The sequence below is a fragment of the Isoptericola maris genome (assembly GCF_048065335.1).
Lineage (GTDB): Bacteria > Actinomycetota > Actinomycetes > Actinomycetales > Cellulomonadaceae > Isoptericola > Isoptericola rhizosphaerae.
The window spans coordinates 394,070-406,757 of sequence record NZ_JBLUNY010000002.1; the positions used below are offsets into that span (position 1 = coordinate 394,070).

General features: G+C 72.4%; 14 protein-coding genes. 8 read left to right on the top strand and 6 right to left on the bottom strand.

The features are described from left to right. Positions 1–10: 10 nt before the first annotated feature. The gene (locus tag ACH5HR_RS05995) at positions 11–778 is read left to right on the top strand and encodes an SDR family oxidoreductase (protein WP_402373256.1); all 768 of its coding nucleotides are present in this window, start codon (positions 11–13) and stop codon (positions 776–778) included. A 6-nt stretch (positions 779–784) separates the two neighbouring features. On the opposite strand, the gene ACH5HR_RS06000 is transcribed toward ACH5HR_RS05995, so the two are convergent. Then, entirely contained in the window at positions 785–1,939 is a 1,155-nt protein-coding gene (locus tag ACH5HR_RS06000) for an SH3 domain-containing M23 family metallopeptidase (RefSeq protein WP_402373254.1), read from the bottom strand. Between the two features lie 179 nt (positions 1,940–2,118). Here ACH5HR_RS06000 and ACH5HR_RS06005 point away from each other — a divergent pair, with 179 nt between their 5' ends. Together ACH5HR_RS06005 and ACH5HR_RS06010 are read left to right on the top strand one after the other, a co-directional pair. After that, on the top strand, positions 2,119–2,289 hold the full coding sequence (locus tag ACH5HR_RS06005) for a hypothetical protein (RefSeq protein WP_416476763.1): 171 nt from the start codon (positions 2,119–2,121) through the stop codon (positions 2,287–2,289). A 9-nt stretch (positions 2,290–2,298) separates the two neighbouring features. Beyond that, positions 2,299–3,906 carry a Na+/H+ antiporter NhaC family protein gene (locus tag ACH5HR_RS06010; protein ID WP_416476765.1) on the top strand — a complete coding sequence of 536 codons (1,608 nt, stop codon included), beginning with the start codon at positions 2,299–2,301 and terminating at the stop codon, positions 3,904–3,906. Here ACH5HR_RS06010 and ACH5HR_RS06015 read toward each other — a convergent pair. After that, positions 3,889–4,362, bottom strand: a complete 474-nt coding sequence (locus tag ACH5HR_RS06015) for a nitroreductase family deazaflavin-dependent oxidoreductase (protein ID WP_402373245.1) — start codon at positions 4,360–4,362, stop codon at positions 3,889–3,891. The genes ACH5HR_RS06010 and ACH5HR_RS06015 overlap by 18 nt on opposite strands. A 67-nt stretch (positions 4,363–4,429) precedes the next feature. Here ACH5HR_RS06015 and ACH5HR_RS06020 point away from each other — a divergent pair, with 67 nt between their 5' ends. Further along, the gene (locus tag ACH5HR_RS06020; protein WP_416476766.1) at positions 4,430–4,978 is read left to right on the top strand and encodes a PadR family transcriptional regulator; all 549 of its coding nucleotides are present in this window, start codon (positions 4,430–4,432) and stop codon (positions 4,976–4,978) included. A 57-nt stretch (positions 4,979–5,035) separates the two neighbouring features. Continuing rightward, a complete protein-coding gene (gene pgm, locus ACH5HR_RS06025) occupies positions 5,036–6,718 on the top strand; it encodes a phosphoglucomutase (alpha-D-glucose-1,6-bisphosphate-dependent) (RefSeq protein WP_402373239.1) in 1,683 nt (560 codons plus the stop codon). A 19-nt stretch (positions 6,719–6,737) separates the two neighbouring features. Here pgm and ACH5HR_RS06030 read toward each other — a convergent pair whose 3' ends face one another. Then, positions 6,738–7,034 (bottom strand): GNAT family N-acetyltransferase, encoded by a 297-nt coding sequence (locus ACH5HR_RS06030; RefSeq protein WP_402373237.1) that lies wholly within the window; start codon positions 7,032–7,034, stop codon positions 6,738–6,740. 83 nt (positions 7,035–7,117) lie between these two features. Between ACH5HR_RS06030 and ACH5HR_RS06035 the strand changes: the two genes are divergently transcribed. Beyond that, a complete protein-coding gene (locus ACH5HR_RS06035; RefSeq protein ID WP_416476767.1) occupies positions 7,118–7,831 on the top strand; it encodes a hypothetical protein in 714 nt (237 codons plus the stop codon). A 16-nt stretch (positions 7,832–7,847) separates the two neighbouring features. Here the strand turns inward: ACH5HR_RS06035 and ACH5HR_RS06040 are convergent, their stop codons facing one another. Beyond that, a complete protein-coding gene (locus ACH5HR_RS06040) occupies positions 7,848–8,981 on the bottom strand; it encodes a VIT1/CCC1 transporter family protein (protein ID WP_416476769.1) in 1,134 nt (377 codons plus the stop codon). A 201-nt stretch (positions 8,982–9,182) separates the two neighbouring features. On the opposite strand from ACH5HR_RS06040, the gene ACH5HR_RS06045 reads away from it, so the two are divergent. Further along, positions 9,183–9,812 (top strand): ribonuclease H family protein, encoded by a 630-nt coding sequence (locus ACH5HR_RS06045; RefSeq protein ID WP_402373229.1) that lies wholly within the window; start codon positions 9,183–9,185, stop codon positions 9,810–9,812. A 134-nt stretch (positions 9,813–9,946) separates the two neighbouring features. On the opposite strand, the gene ACH5HR_RS06050 is transcribed toward ACH5HR_RS06045, so the two are convergent. Both ACH5HR_RS06050 and ACH5HR_RS06055 read right to left on the bottom strand, forming a co-directional pair. Continuing rightward, the gene (locus ACH5HR_RS06050; protein WP_402373226.1) at positions 9,947–11,407 is read right to left on the bottom strand and encodes a flotillin family protein; all 1,461 of its coding nucleotides are present in this window, start codon (positions 11,405–11,407) and stop codon (positions 9,947–9,949) included. Between the two features lie 45 nt (positions 11,408–11,452). Beyond that, entirely contained in the window at positions 11,453–11,923 is a 471-nt protein-coding gene (locus ACH5HR_RS06055; protein ID WP_402373223.1) for an NfeD C-terminal domain-containing protein, read from the bottom strand. A gap of 116 nt (positions 11,924–12,039) precedes the next feature. On the opposite strand from ACH5HR_RS06055, the gene ACH5HR_RS06060 reads away from it, so the two are divergent. Beyond that, positions 12,040–12,687 (top strand): histidine phosphatase family protein, encoded by a 648-nt coding sequence (locus tag ACH5HR_RS06060; RefSeq protein WP_416476770.1) that lies wholly within the window; start codon positions 12,040–12,042, stop codon positions 12,685–12,687. Position 12,688 lies beyond the last annotated feature (1 nt).

Here is a 12,688-nt window from a genome sequence, read left to right on the forward strand (position 1 = left end):
CCGTGGAGCCATGGACATCACGAACAGCACCGTCTTCATCCCCGGCGCGACCAGCGGCATCGGCCTCGCTCTCGCGCAACGTCTGCACGCGGCCGGCAGCACCGTGATCGTGGGTGGGCGCCGCACCGAGCGGCTGGCCGCGATCGCTGCGGACCACCCCGGCATCGACACCGTGCAGATCGACACGACCGACCCGGCGAGCGTCGAGGTCGCCTCGCGGGAGGTCCTCGCGAAGCACCCGGACCTGGACGCCGTCGTCGCGATGGCGGGCATCATGCTCACCGAGGACTGGCGGTCGGCGGACGTCCTCGCCACGGCCGAGCGGGTCGTCACCACCAACCTCCTGGGCCCGTTGCGGCTCCTGGCCGCCTTCACCGAGCACCTGCAGGGCCGCGACGGCGCCACGTTCGTCACGGTGTCGTCCGGCCTGGCGCACGTGCCGCTCATCGCGACCCCCGTCTACAACGCGACCAAGGCCGCGATCCACAGCCTCTCGGAGGGCGTGCGGCTGCAGCTCGAGCCGGTGGGCGTGCAGGTGGTCGAGATCGTCCCGCCGGCGGTGTCCACCACCCTGACACCGCACCTGGCGGACAACCCCGCCGCGTTGCCGCTCGACGCGTTCGCGGACGAGGTCATGGCTCTGCTGGCAGCCGACCCGGACGCGCACGAGGTCCTGGTCGACGCCGTGCAGCCCCTGCGGCGGGCCGAGCTCGACGGCCGGTACGCCGAGACCCTCGCGCAGCTCAACGGGCTGGACCTCCCGGCCGCCGCCCGCTGAGCCGCGCTACGGCTTGTCCGAGGTCAGGTACCGCGAGGCGACGTATCCTCGCTTCTTCCCGTGCTTGACCTTGATCCAGCCGTTCTGCATCTTGCCGAGGTGCCGGACCCGCTGGTCGCGGCGCAACGTCTTGACCTTGGACGTCGAGGTGGAGGCGCCCTTGCGCAGGTGGAGCTTCTTGACATCCACCCAGGAGTGCGTCTTCCCCGACGCCTTCGGCACCACCCGGGCGCCGTCCCGGGTGTCCGAGAGGTACCGCGCGTGCAACCACCCGTTCTTGCTGCCGTAGCGGACGCGCTGCCAGTTGCCCTTGATGCCTCGCAGCATCGTGACCCGAGCGTCCGCGGGAACGGTGCGCCGGACCTTCGACGACGTCGACGGCTTGGCGCGCATGTTCAGGGAGGTGAGCGTGTAGCGCGTGCCCTGCGAGGTGTAGCCGGGCGAGACGTAGTCGCGGTGGATCCAGCCGGTCCGTCCGGAACGCGTGACCTTGCGCCAGACGCCGGACCCGTCGCCCGGCTTGGCCTTGAGGACCACGTTGGGCTGCAGGGTGCGCAGCACTCCGTAGCCGGTCCCCGGGCCCTTGCGCAGCTTGACCTTCGCCGCCGTGAAGTACTTGCACGACGTCGCCACGGTGCGCGCGTAGTTGCGCGTCGAGCGCTGGGTGAGGTCGATCCCCCGCTTCTTCAGGAACTTCAGGGGGTCGACGGCCTTGCCGTTGGGGTAGCCGCCGCGCCAGATCTCCAGGTGCAGGTGGGGTGACGTCGACGTCCCGGTGGAGCCGACATCGGCGATGTGCTGCCTCTTGCGGACCTTCTGGCCCTTCTTGACGCGACCGTCGCCGTCGATCACGTGGGCGTACAGCGAGGAGAACTTCACCCCGCCCACCTTGTGGTCGATCACGACCCACTGGCCGAAGCCCCTGACCGTCCCGGCCCGCGACACGGTGCCGGCGGCGACGGCGCGCACGTCGGTCCCCGACGACGCCCCGAAGTCCTGACCGAGGTGGAACGTGGAGGAGCCCCGTACGGGCATGCAGCGCGGCCCGTGGTAGGAGGACAGGACGTAGGTCTTGTTCTTCAGCGGGGCGGCGACGGCGTTCGCGGCCTGCGCGGGGGCTGCGGCGACCGCTCCGGTGAGCGCGAGTCCCACGGTGGTCACCGCGGCGAGCAACAGTGTGACAGCCCTGCGTCGGGTCTGATTCATGGCCAGTCTCCAAGCCGGTCGTGGCGCGAACTGTTGCTCGCGCGCATCATCATATGGCGGCTCCCTCCGCTGCGCACCGGCAAGTGCACGCGACGTGCGCTACGCCTACGGTGGCAACGACGAAAGGAGATGTCATGACCACCTATGCACCGGAGCGCGACCCACGCGTCGCGCCGAGCGCCTTCGCCCTCGAGCTGGTCAGGCGCGACTCGACGGTGACCGACCCCCGGTTCGCCGACAAGCCTCCCGTCGAGGACCCCGGCGAGACCAGCGAGGCGGGAGAACGTCGGTTCGACGCCGGCTGACACCCGCGCATGCTCGAGAACCACCCGGTCCTGACGCTGCTCCCGCCGGTGATCGCCATCGTCCTGGTGGTGATCACCAAGAAGGTCCTCGTGAGCCTGGGGGCAGGGATCCTGGCGGCGGCGCTCCTCGTGGCGAACCTGGCCCCGCTCGAGACCCTGCGCCTGCTCTGGGACTCGTTCGCGGCGATCTTCTGGACCGACGGCGCCGTGAACACGTGGTACGTCTACATCCTCGCGTTCACGCTGATGCTGGGTGTCATCGCGGCGTTCATCATGATGTCGGGCGGCACCAAGGCGTTCGCCGACTGGGCCGTGGAGCGGATCCGGGACCGCCGCGGGGCGCAGGTCCTGCCCGCCGTGATGGGGATCGTCATCTTCATCGACGACTACTTCAACGCACTCGCCGTCGGGCAGGTCTCGAGGCCGGTCACGGACCGCCACCGCGTCTCGCGCGCGAAGCTCGCCTACATCATCGACTCGACGTCCGCACCGGTCGCCGTCCTCGCCCCGTTCTCGAGCTGGGGCGCCTACATCATGGGGCTGCTCGCGCCGATCATCGCGGCGTCCGCCCTGAGCCTGTCCAGCGTCCAGGCGTTCCTCGGCGCCGCGGCCGCCAACTACTACGGGATCGCCGCCGTCCTCCTCGTGTGGCTGACGATCGTCCTGCGCCTCGACGTCGGCCCGATGCGCCGGGAGGAGGAGCGCGCCGTGGTCGACGGCCGCACCTTCGCCGACGACGCCACGGTGCCCGGTCAGCTCTCGGAAGACCTCCCCGTGCACGAGCCCGGTGCCCGCCGGGCTCTCGTCGTCCCGTTCATCCTGCTGGTGCTCGGCGTCTTCGCCAGCATCGTGTGGACGGGGTACACGGCGGCCGGCTCCTGGTCCGTCGTCGACATCCTCGCCGAGACGGACACCAGCGCGTCACTCATGGTGGGCGGGGTGCTCGGGCTCGTCGCGGCCGTCTACTACTACCTGCGGTACACCGCGCCGAACCCGCGGTTCTCCGGCAAGCACTTCGGCCGCGGGTGGGTCGAGGGCTTCCGGGCGATGTGGCCGGCGGTGAGCATCCTCGTGCTGGCGTGGATGCTCACGGGGCTCATCGACCAGCTCGGCACCGGCGCCTACCTCGGCGGGCTGGTCGAGGGCGCCGACATCTCCAGCTCCTGGCTCGTACCGGTGATCTTCGTGCTCGCCGCCGCCATGGCGTTCTCCACCGGGACGTCGTGGGGGTCGTTCGCGCTCCTGCTGCCGCTGGTCGGCGGCATCATGAACACCATCGGCGACACCGACCTGCTCCTGCCGGCCCTCGGTGCCGTCCTCGCCGGCGCGGTCCTCGGCGACCACTCGTCGCCGATCTCGGACACCACGATCCTGTCCTCCACCGGCGCCGGGTCCGACGTCATCACGCACGTGCTCACCCAGCTCCCCTACGCCGCGGTGGCGGCCCTGGCCGCGCTCGCCGGGTACGTGGCGATCGCACTCGGGGCGGGCACCGCCGTCGGGCTGCTCGTCGTGGTGGGCACCCTGGCGGTGCTGGTCGGTGCGGCCCGTGCCCTGCGGCGGCCGATCGACGAGACGGAGGACGCCGGACGCGCCGCCTCAGTCGAGCAGCCGTAGCTCGACCACCGGCACGAGGCGCTCCCAATGCTCCTCGCCCTTCGCCGCGGCCAGCGGCTGGGCCCACTCGGTCAGGACCGGACCCAGCGCCGTCCACGCGCGGGGGTGGTCGCGCGCGTAGGCGTCGAGGGTGCGGGCGGCCTCGTCCGGGGACAGCACGTGTGCCAGGGCGCGGACCTCGCGGCGCGCCCCGACCGACACCAGCACGCGCGGCTCCACCAGCACGTTGCGGTACCACTGCGCCCGGGGCCCCATCCCGGAGACGACGACGATCCGGTCCGGCGCGGGACGGTCCGTCACCTCCAGGACCACCGACCGGGCCTCGCCACTGACCCGACCCCGGTGCTGCATCAGCAGCATCCGATCACCCAGGAGGAAGCCGAGCCGGGCGCGGTACAGCCCGATCGGCGCGCGGACCAAGGGGCGGACGCGCAGCAGACGGGAGGCGAGGCTCATCGTCCGACTTTACCTGCCGCCCGCTCTCCGGTCGGTCCTCCGCGCCGGAACTCCTAGAGTGGCGCGCATGGCCCACGTGATCCTCGGACTGCTGCTGATCGCGCCGCAGAGCCTCTACGACCTCGTCAAGAGCTTCGAGGCCGGCGTCTCGCTCTTCTATAGCGCCAGCTCCGGGAGCATCAAGCGCGCCCTCGACGGCCTGCTGGCGCGCGGGGCGATCGAGGTGGCGAGCGTGGACGCCGGCGCCCGCGGGCGCAAGGTCTACCGCGTCACCGAGGCGGGACGCCGGGAGTTCGAGGCGTGGATGACCGGGGAGGTCACCGGCCCGGACCTGGAGACCGCCGCCCTCTCGCGGCTCTTCTTCCTCGGGCTGCTGCCCTCGCAGGACCGTGTGCCCGTGCTGGAGGGCATCGTGCGGAGGCTCGAGGCGGAGCTCGCGCAGTTCCGCGGGCTCGACGCACAGCTCGACGGCGTCGAGATCCCCGCCGGGCTCGAGGACGTCGCCACCCACCAGCGCGCGACGCTCGGCTACGGCATCGCCTCCGTGCACCACGCGCTGGGCTGGTTCCGGGAGCACCTCGACCGCGAGCGGGCGCGCGGCCAGGCAGAACGCTGATCCGCCGGGCTGGCCGAGGGGGGAGACACACCTCGTCACGGCTGGCAGTATCGAGGCATGCACGAGCGCGCAGGGCAGACCGCCCAGGATCAGGACCTCATCGACGTCGACCAGGTGGTCGGCGCGTACTACGACCGCAAGCCCGACGTGGAAGACCCTGCCCAGCAGGTCGTCTTCGGCACCTCGGGCCACCGCGGCTCCAGCCTGGACGGCGCCTTCAACGAGGCGCACATCGCCGCCGTCACGCAGGCGATCGTGGAGTACCGGGCGGCCCAGGGCACGGACGGCCCGCTGTTCCTCGGCCGCGACACCCACGCCCTGTCGCGGCCCGCCTGGCAGACCGCGCTCGAGGTGCTCGCCGGCGCGGGCGTGACCGTCATGATCGACGCCCGCGACTCGTACACCCCGACGCCCGCGGTCTCGCAGTCGATCCTCATCCACAACGGGGCGGCGTCGGACGAAGGGCTGCGCACCGCGGGCCCGGGCGCCGCGGACGGGATCGTCGTCACGCCGTCGCACAACCCGCCGCGGGACGGCGGGTTCAAGTACAACCCGCCCCACGGCGGGCCCGCGGACTCCGACGCGACGAGCTGGATCGCCGACCGCGCGAACGAGCTGCTCCGGGCCGGCGGTCTCGCGCGCATCCACCGCGTCTCGCTGGACACGGCGCTGGCCGCCGCCACGACGCACAAGCACGACTACCTCTCGACGTACGTCGACGACCTCGCGAACATGCTCGACCTGGACGCGATCCGCGAGTCGGGCGTGCGCATCGGCGCCGACCCGCTCGGCGGGGCGTCCGTGGAGTACTGGGGCGCGATCGGCGAGCGCTACGGGCTCGACCTCACGGTCGTGAACCCGCAGGTCGACCCCCGCTGGGCCTTCATGACCCTGGACTGGGACGGCAAGATCCGCATGGACTGCTCCTCCCCGCACGCCATGGCGTCGCTCGTCGCCACCATGGCGCCCGACGGCGGGGCTGCGGCCCCGTACGACATCGCGACGGGCAACGACGCGGACGCCGACCGCCACGGCATCGTCACCCCGGACGCCGGCCTGATGAACCCTAACCACTACCTGGCCGTGGCCATCCAGTACCTGTTCGGCGGCGCGCGGCCCGACTGGCCGGCCGGTGCCGCCATCGGCAAGACGCTCGTCTCCTCGGCGCTGATCGACCGGGTGGCCGCGGGCCTGGGCCGCGAGCTCACGGAGGTGCCCGTCGGCTTCAAGTGGTTCGTTCCCGGGCTGCTGACCGGCGACATCGGGTTCGGTGGCGAGGAGTCGGCCGGCGCCTCGTTCCTGCGCCGCGACGGTCGCGTGTGGTCGACCGACAAGGACGGCCTGCTGCTCGCGCTGCTGGGCGCGGAGATCATCGCCACGACCGGGCGGTCCCCGTCGCAGCACCACGCCGAGCTGGTGGCCGAGCACGGCGAGTCCTGGTACGCCCGCGTCGACGCTCCGGCGTCGCGCGAGGAGAAGGGCCGCCTGGCGGCGCTCTCCCCGGACCAGGTCACCTCGACGACGCTCGCGGGCTCCGAGATCACCGCGAAGCTCACCGAGGCGCCCGGCAACGGCGCGAAGATCGGCGGGCTGAAGGTGACGACGGCGGACGCCTGGTTCGCGGCGCGCCCCTCGGGCACGGAGGACGTATACAAGATCTACGCCGAGTCGTTCGTCTCCGCCGACCATCTGGCCGAGGTGCAGGCCGCGGCGAAGCAGGTCGTGGGCGAGGCGCTCTGACGGCGGGCCCGGGCCGCCGTCAGGCCAGCAGGTCCTGGTACTCAGGGTGCCGGTCGACGTACGCCTTGACGAACGGGCACCGGGGGACGATCTTCTCGCCGAGGGAGCGGACGTCGTCCAGGGCGCCGCGGGCCAGCGCCGAGCCGACGCCCTGGCCCTCGAGCTCCGGGGAGACCTCCGTGTGGGTGAACGTGACGACGCCGTCGCGACGCCGGAAGTAGGCACCGCCGGCCTCCGTGCCGTCGTCGAGCAGCGCGAGGTAGACGTTCCGGGCGGGGTCGGTGCGGACGGTCACGTGCGGGCGCGAGTCGTTCATCGTCCCATCGTGATGCACCGGTAACCTCCCAGCGACCTCTGGCAGCCACCTGGGGACGGGCTGGGCACCCTACGATGCAGAGCGTGAACGCCAACCTCCGACCGGGTCTGCTCCGCGCGGTCGGTCTCGCCGCCGTCCTGACGCTCTGCGCCTGCTCCGCCGAGCCCGAACCTGCCGACGCCGAGGACGGTCCGGGCAGCGCACCGCAGCACAGCGCCGCAGCCGAGCCCGCCGACGACGCCGGCCCAGACAGTGGGGCGGACGGCAGCGGGTCCGGCGGGACCAACACGGACGGACGGGCGCTGCCCTCGATCGACGACCTGCCGTCGTGCGGCGAGCTGCACGCGGCCCTCGGCCCCGCGGTGGCCGACCTGGTGGCCCACCCGGACGACCCGGACCCGGACCCGACGTCGGACGCGGTGCGGTACACCAAGCAGTGCACGTACTTCCCGCCCGCGATCGTCGACGGGTCGGCGGACTTCGAGCAGCTCATGACCGACGGCGGGTACAGCGTCAGCATCGAGGTCGCGCGGGAGGACGACGAGGCCGAGATGCGCGAGTTCGACCTCGTCGCGGACGAGCCGCGGCTCGCGGAGCACGACGGCTACATCGCCACGCTCGGCAACGAGTGGGTCGGCGGCGAGCAGATCGATCCGTTCGGCTACCACTTCGGCCGGTTCAACGTGATGCACGTCGCGACGTCGCTGTACCTGCAGGACCCGGACAACACTGCACAGCTCACCAACGACTGGGCCCTCGAGGCCTCGATCCGGCTGTACGAGGAGTTCTCGGGCTGAGCAGCCGGCCGGCGCGTCAGGCCACCGTGGTGCCGAAGGCCAGGCCCAGCGCATAGGTGACACCCGCCGCGCCGAACCCGATGGCGAGCTGACGCAGCGCCCTCGTCACCGGGGAGGTGCCGGAGAGCAGGCCGGTCACCGCGCCGGTCACGACGAGGCACACCCCGACCAGCACGGACGCCATGACGACGGCGCCGAGCCCCGACATCCCGAACAGGTACGGCAGCACCGGGACGATCGCCCCGGAGGAGAAGAACCAGAAGCTCGAGATCGCGGCGCCCCAGGCGGTGCCGTGCGTCTCGTGCGTGTCGGGGTGCCCCTCTGTGCTGTCCGACGGTTCCGGGGCGCGCGTGCCGCCGTCGTCCCCGAGGCCCTCCACCGCTCCCGTCGCGGCGAGGCGGGCGAGCACGGCGTCCGCACGGATCTGGGCCGCGTCGGCGTCCAGGCCGCGTGCCCGGTAGACGAGGGCGAGCTCGTTCGCGTCGACGTCGAGGTGCGGCAACGCGTTGACGGCCTCGGGGTCGGGCGTCGACGCCTCGAGCAGCTCTCGTTGCGAGCGCACGGAGATGTACTCCCCCGCGCCCATCGACAGCGCGCCGGCGAGCAGGCCCGCGACCCCGGTGACGAGGATGGTCCCCGTGGCGACGCCGGACGCGCCGATGCCGAGCACGAGCGCGAGGTTGGACACGAGACCGTCGTTCGCGCCGAAGACGGCGGCGCGGAACGTCCCGGACAGGCGGTTGCGGCCGCGCGTGGCGAGGCTGCGCACGACCTCCTCGTGGATCTGCTCGTCGGCAGCCATCTGTGCGGTGGCGTACTCCTCGCGCCCGTACGTCGAGCGCGCCTCGGCACGCTGAGCGAGCGCCAGGACGAAGACACCGCCGAACCGCCGTGCGAGGAAGGCGAGGAACCGGGTGCGCGGATCTCCCTGCAGCGGCATGCCGACGTCGTCGCCGAGCAGGTCGAGCCAGTGCTGCTCGTGCCGCCGCTCGGCCGCTGCCAGCGCGAGCAGGATCTCGCGCTCCTCACCACGACGGCGGGCAGCCAGGTCGCGGTACACGGCCGCCTCGGCGCGCTCGGCGGCCAGGTACCGGCGCCAACGCCGGACGTCGGCCGAGGTGCGTGCGGCAGCGGGTGTGGCGTCGTCCATGGGTCACCATGATCCCTTCCGACGGCGGCCCGTGGGTTCCGGTACGCCGTCGAGCGGTTTCCGGCGGCTCGGACCGCGGGTTTCGGTGATCCGTACGCGAGAGGTTCACCCGGATGTCACCGGGGCAGGGCACAATGTTCCCTGTCGCCCCACGAGGCGGCATACTCCGTGGGAAACCGAGGAACACCGAGGGACAACGGCGTGATCATTGTCAGCACCGACGGCTCCAGCCTGAGCGACACGGGCGGGGCGATCGGCTGGGCGTGGGTCGCACACGGCTCAGGCCGCTTCGACTCCGGCGGCGCCTTCGACGGCACCCCGCAGGTCGCGGACCTCACCGCGCTGTGCCGCGCCGTCGAGGCCCACCCGGGTGAGGAGCCGCTCTTCGTGGAGTCCGCGTCGCAGTACGCGATCCGCTGCGCCTCGGAGTGGCTCGAGGGGTGGAAGGCCCACGGCTGGCGGACGGCGTCCGGCGGCCCGGTGCAGCACCTCGAGCTCGTTCAGACTCTCGACCGGGCGATCACCGACCGCTCCGGCCCGGTCCGGTTCCGGTGGGTCCGTGGCCACGTCGACAGCCCGTTCACGGAACGCGCCCAGGAGCTCGCACGACTTGCCGCCGAGGACTGGGCTGCCGGGCGCGGCGCCGTCGACGGCCTGCTGCTGGACGCCGCCGACGCCGGCGTGGGGCGGGGCGAACCGTCGGGACGCACCGCCGCCGAGCAGTCGGCGCGCGACCCCGAGCCCGTCGGTGCGCGGTGCGGCGACGGCGACCGGTCCCGGACCTCGGCCACCTCCGGCCCGGGCTGGGAGCTGGACACGCTCTTCGACTGACAGACGCAGGAGGCCCCCCCCCGACCCGGGGGGCGCGGGGGCGGGCGGCGCGCGGCCGGCCCGCTCCCCCCCCGCCCGCCGCGGGCCCCCCCCCCCGGGGGGGGGGCCCGGCGCGCCCCTCCTGCGTGCGCGCGTCAGTTCGACGAACCGTTGGTGGCGACGGCCTGCGCCCCGCCGTCCTTGTTCGCGATGCCGGCGATGAGCTGGTTGATGTCCACGCCGGTCAGCTCCTTGACGACGGCCTGGCCCTCGCCGAGGACGCTGCTGACGTTCTTGGTGACCGCCGACGCACCGTCGGTGGAGATCACCGTCATGCCCTGGATGCTGGCGATCGGCTCGGCCGCGGCGCGGACGATCTCCGGCAGGCGCTCGATGAGCTCCTGGACCAGCGCGGCCTCGCCGTACTTCTCCAGCGCGATCGCCTTGGCGTCCGTGGCGGCAGCCTCGGCGCGACCCTCGGCCTCGATGGCGGCCGCGCGGGCCTCACCCTCGGCCCGGATACCGGCGGCCTGTGCCACCTGGCGGTCCCGGTCGGCCTCACCGGCACGACGGACCGACTCGGCGGCGGCCTCGGCGTCCTGGATCGCTGCGGTCTTGTTCGCCTCGGCGATCGTCGTCCGCTTGAAGGCCTCGGCCTCGGTGGCCGCGTTCTCCGAGTCACGCCGCGCGTTGGCTTCCTGGACCTCGGCGTAGGCCTTGGCCTCGGACGGCTTGCGGACCTCGATGTCGAGGCGCTCCTGCTCCACGCGCGCCTTCTCCGACAGCGCCTCCCGCTCCTGCTGGGCGACGAGACGGTCCTGCTCCGCCCGGGCGAGCTGGCCGGAGGCGTCGGCCTCGGCCTGTGCGCGGTCGGTCTCGGCCTTGATGGAGGCCTTCTTGAGGTCGAGCGCCTTCTGACGCTCGGCGATCTGCTCGGCAGCCTCGATGACGGCGAACTCCGACGCCCGCTGCGCCTCCGCCTCGGAGACCTCGGCGACCTGGCGGGCGCGTGCCGACTCGGCGCGGCCCAGGTTGGCCAGGTAGTCCGAGCCGGGCGTCGAGATGTCGGAGATGTTGAGGATGTCGACCTGCAGGCCCTGCTCGGCGAGGTCCTTCTTGGTGGACTCGACGACGCGGTCGGACAGGCCCTTGCGGTCGGAGATGATCTCCTCGATCGACATGTCGCCGACGATCGAGCGCAGCGAACCCTCGAGGGACTCCGCGATGATCTCGGTGAGGAGCTCCTGCTGGGACAGGAAGCGCTGCGCCGCACGGCGCACGCCCTCCTCGTCACCCCGCACCTTGAAGTTGATCGACGCCTTGATGGCGATCTTGATGCGGTTCGCGTCGACGCCCTCGACCGTCATGCCGATCTGACGCTGCTCGAGGGAGATCGCGAAGCCCTGCTGCAGGATCGGCCAGACGAAGGTCCGACCGCCGATGACGACCTTCTGCCCGCTGACCTCCTTGCGCCCGGCGCCGCGGCCGACGATGACGAGGGCCTGGTTCGGCGGCACCCGGCGGATGCGCTGGGCGACGAAGATCCCCACCGCGAGGAACGCGATGACGATGGCGACCACCGCGATGGTGGTCACGAAGCTGGACGAGTCGGTCATGATGCGCGCCGGAGCGCGGCTCCTTCCGGGAGGGTGGTGCGGTGACTACGCCCCGGGCCGGTACGGCCCGACGCGCACGCTGTTGGGCTGGTGCTCGAGCACCACGACGCGCGTGCCCTCCGCGATCGGCTCCAGCGACCACGCGAGGCGCCGCTCGAGCTCGCTGACCGCGTCGAGGGAGACCTCGCCGGACGCCTGGCCGATGTCCGTGACGGCAGTGCCCTGCACCCCGACGAGCGAGACGTTCGCGTTGTCCTCGGTGGCGCTGAGTCGGCGGATCATGAGCTGGGCGACGACGGCGGCGAGCAGACCGACGACGGCCGACGCCGCGTAGGCGGTCCAGACGGGCAGCCCGTTGACGGTCACGATCGACCCCACGGCGCCGAAGACCACCGCCCCGACACCGAGCGACGTGCCGGACAGCGCACCGTCGCCCATGTCCACCAGCTCCCCGATCACGAGCGAGAGCAGCAGCAGCACGAGTCCAGCGGCACCGATGAGGACGAAGACGAGCACGCAGAGCTCCGAGCGTCGAGGTTCGAGGATGTGTCGAGCGTGTGAAGAATGCCAGATCCGGACCTCTCGGCGCGACTCCCTCCACCATCCGGTCGGATGTGCGCGACGATCGGAGCATGGACCTGCCACCTTCCGACGCTCCTCGCCTCGTCCTCCTCCGCCACGGCGAGACGACCTGGTCGGCCGCCGGGAAGCACACCGGCCGGACCGACCTGCCGCTGACGACCGCCGGCGAGCGCGAGGCCCGGGACGCCGGACGCCGTCTGGCCGGGCTCTCCCCCGCCGTCGTCTACTGCTCGCCGCTCCAGCGCGCCCACCGCACCGCCGAGCTCGCGGGCTTCCCCGAGGCCGTCGTCGACCCGGACCTCGCCGAGTGGGACTACGGCCCCGTGGAAGGCCGCACGTCCGCCGAGATCACCGAGAGCATCGGCCGGGAGTTCGAGATCTTTCGCGAGGGCGTGGGCGTCGTGCCGCCCGACCCGGCCGGCAGCGTGCCCGACGGCGGCACACGGCACGGCGAGAGCCTCGCCGACGTCCGGGCGCGCACCGACCGGTTCCTCGACCGGGCCCGCCCCACGCTCGACGACGGCGGCACCGTGCTCGTCGTCGCGCACGGCCACCTGCTGCGCGTCCTCGCCACGGCCTGGCTGGACGTCGACCCGACGTTCGGGGCGCGCCTCGAGCTCGGAACCGCCGCGATCTGCGCGCTCGGCACGTCGCACGGCCTGGAGTCGATAGAGGCGTGGAACCTGGTGGCAGGATGAC

Bases quoted from the DNA above. Each gene is read 5' to 3' on its own strand.
- ACH5HR_RS05995 (WP_402373256.1), top strand. From the start codon at position 11: ATGGACATCACGAACAGCACCGTCTTCATCCCCGGCGCGACCAGCGGC.
- ACH5HR_RS06005 (WP_416476763.1), top strand. From the start codon at position 2,119: ATGACCACCTATGCACCGGAGCGCGACCCACGCGTCGCGCCGAGCGCC.
- ACH5HR_RS06010 (WP_416476765.1), top strand. From the start codon at position 2,299: ATGCTCGAGAACCACCCGGTCCTGACGCTGCTCCCGCCGGTGATCGCC.
- ACH5HR_RS06015 (WP_402373245.1), bottom strand. From the start codon at position 4,362: ATGAGCCTCGCCTCCCGTCTGCTGCGCGTCCGCCCCTTGGTCCGCGCG.
- ACH5HR_RS06020 (WP_416476766.1), top strand. From the start codon at position 4,430: ATGGCCCACGTGATCCTCGGACTGCTGCTGATCGCGCCGCAGAGCCTC.
- pgm (WP_402373239.1), top strand. From the start codon at position 5,036: ATGCACGAGCGCGCAGGGCAGACCGCCCAGGATCAGGACCTCATCGAC.
- ACH5HR_RS06030 (WP_402373237.1), bottom strand. From the start codon at position 7,034: ATGAACGACTCGCGCCCGCACGTGACCGTCCGCACCGACCCCGCCCGG.
- ACH5HR_RS06040 (WP_416476769.1), bottom strand. From the start codon at position 8,981: ATGGACGACGCCACACCCGCTGCCGCACGCACCTCGGCCGACGTCCGG.
- ACH5HR_RS06050 (WP_402373226.1), bottom strand. From the start codon at position 11,407: ATGACCGACTCGTCCAGCTTCGTGACCACCATCGCGGTGGTCGCCATC.
- ACH5HR_RS06060 (WP_416476770.1), top strand. From the start codon at position 12,040: ATGGACCTGCCACCTTCCGACGCTCCTCGCCTCGTCCTCCTCCGCCAC.